At 52.8% G+C, this 1,766-nt stretch carries 1 rRNA gene; it reads right to left on the bottom strand.

What is annotated here, in order from left to right:
* Nucleotides 1-63: 63 nt before the first annotated feature.
* A 23S ribosomal RNA gene (locus tag ACF8K2_RS25910) occupies nt 64-1,766 on the bottom strand; the annotation flags it as partial.

Below are 1,766 nucleotides of genomic sequence, written 5' to 3'. Positions count from 1 at the left end.
CGAACTTTCGGGTCTTTCGTCTTCACCACCGCAATTCGCGCTAGCAAATTGCTTGGGTGTTATATGGTCAAGCCTCACGGGCAATTAGTATTGGTTAGCTCAACGCCTCACAGCGCTTACACACCCAACCTATCAACGTCGTAGTCTTCGACGGCCCTTTAGGGGATTCAAGATCCCAGTGAGATCTCATCTTGAGGCAAGTTTCCCGCTTAGATGCTTTCAGCGGTTATCTCTTCCGAACATAGCTACCCGGCAATGCCACTGGCGTGACAACCGGAACACCAGAGGTTCGTCCACTCCGGTCCTCTCGTACTAGGAGCAGCCCCTCTCAAATCTCAAACGTCCACGGCAGATAGGGACCGAACTGTCTCACGACGTTCTAAACCCAGCTCGCGTACCACTTTAAATGGCGAACAGCCATACCCTTGGGACCGGCTTCAGCCCCAGGATGTGATGAGCCGACATCGAGGTGCCAAACACCGCCGTCGATATGAACTCTTGGGCGGTATCAGCCTGTTATCCCCGGAGTACCTTTTATCCGTTGAGCGATGGCCCTTCCATACAGAACCACCGGATCACTAAGACCTACTTTCGTACCTGCTCGACGTGTGGGTCTCGCAGTCAAGCGCGCTTTTGCCTTTATACTCTACGACCGATTTCCGACCGGTCTGAGCGCACCTTCGTACTCCTCCGTTACTCTTTGGGAGGAGACCGCCCCAGTCAAACTACCCACCATACACTGTCCTCGATCCGGATAACGGACCTGAGTTAGAACCTCAAAGTTGCCAGGGTGGTATTTCAAGGATGGCTCCATGAGAACTGGCGTCCCCACTTCAAAGCCTCCCACCTATCCTACACAAGCAAATTCAAAGTCCAGTGCAAAGCTATAGTAAAGGTTCACGGGGTCTTTCCGTCTAGCCGCGGATACACTGCATCTTCACAGCGATTTCAATTTCACTGAGTCTCGGGTGGAGACAGCGCCGCCATCGTTACGCCATTCGTGCAGGTCGGAACTTACCCGACAAGGAATTTCGCTACCTTAGGACCGTTATAGTTACGGCCGCCGTTTACCGGGGCTTCGATCAAGAGCTTCGCTTGCGCTAACCCCATCAATTAACCTTCCGGCACCGGGCAGGCGTCACACCCTATACGTCCACTTTCGTGTTTGCAGAGTGCTGTGTTTTTAATAAACAGTCGCAGCGGCCTGGTATCTTCGACCAGCAAAAGCTTACGGGGCAAGCCCTTCACCTTCGCCGGCGCACCTTCTCCCGAAGTTACGGTGCCATTTTGCCTAGTTCCTTCACCCGAGTTCTCTCAAGCGCCTTGGTATTCTCTACCTAACCACCTGTGTCGGTTTGGGGTACGGTTCCCGATTGTCTGAAGCTTAGGAGCTTTTCTTGGAAGCATGGCATCAACCACTTCGTCGCCTAAAGGCAACTCGTCATCAGCTCTCGGCCTTGAGATCCCGGATTTGCCTAAGATCTCAGCCTACCACCTTAAACTTGGACAACCAACGCCAAGCTGGCCTAGCCTTCTCCGTCCCTCCATCGCAACAATCGGAAGTACAGGAATATTAACCTGTTTTCCATCGACTACGCTTTTCAGCCTCGCCTTAGGGACCGACTAACCCTGCGTCGATTAACGTTGCGCAGGAAACCTTGGTCTTTCGGCGTGCGAGTTTTTCACTCGCATTGTCGTTACTCATGTCAGCATTCGCACTTCTGATACCTCCAGCAAGCTTCTCAACTCACCTTCACAGGCTTACA

The sequence above is a fragment of the Pseudomonas sp. xss_2 genome, assembly GCF_043104195.1.
In the GTDB taxonomy this organism is placed as follows: domain Bacteria; phylum Pseudomonadota; class Gammaproteobacteria; order Pseudomonadales; family Pseudomonadaceae; genus Aquipseudomonas; species Aquipseudomonas urmiensis.
The sequence above is the reverse complement of the archived record's forward strand: the minus strand, read 5'-3'. Positions and strand labels throughout refer to the sequence as shown.